This is a genomic window from Bartonella sp. AA81SXKL, assembly GCF_042196945.1.
Classification (GTDB): Bacteria; Pseudomonadota; Alphaproteobacteria; order Rhizobiales; family Rhizobiaceae; genus Bartonella.
Window position 1 is genome coordinate 1 of sequence record NZ_JBHIRH010000409.1, and the last position, 552, is coordinate 552.

The window sequence follows — 552 nt, forward strand, 5'->3', positions numbered from 1 at the left end:
TATGAGATAAAGGCAAGCGATGCGCCATTTCATAAAGACGTACAGGATCAGGAGGAAGAAGACTTTCTAATCGCAACAATGGATCTACTTTCCAACCAAGATCCTGTTCTGTTTTCACAAGTGAATGAATCGCATCAATCCCCCATTTTTCTGTTTCAGGAAAAATGAGTGTCAAAATTCCGCTTTGGCGCATCCATAGAAGAGCACGTATAGGATTAGGCGCAGTGAGAAGTTTTTTCATTTCCCCCCAAATACGCTCAGATGAGAGTTTTTGCAGACCGTGTTTCAAACAAACGCATGCTTTCAACCCTTGTACATCAGGTCGTCCCGCCCCATACCAGGCAAAAAAGCGAAAAAACCGCAAAATACGCAGATAATCTTCACGAATACGCTTCTCTGCAATACCGATAAAACGTACTGTTCTGCTGGCAATATCGTCCAGGCCTCCCACTGCATCATAAAGGTTGCCAGCAGCATCACAATAAAGCGCATTCATAGTAAAATCACGCCGTTCAGCATCTTTTTGCCAATCACGACCGAAGGCCACTTTTG

1 pseudogene is annotated in these 552 nt (G+C 44.0%); it reads right to left on the reverse strand.

Annotation, left to right across the window (positions count from 1 at the left end):
* Positions 1 to 552, reverse strand: a pseudogene (locus tag ACFINZ_RS11975) (CCA tRNA nucleotidyltransferase); the annotation flags it as partial.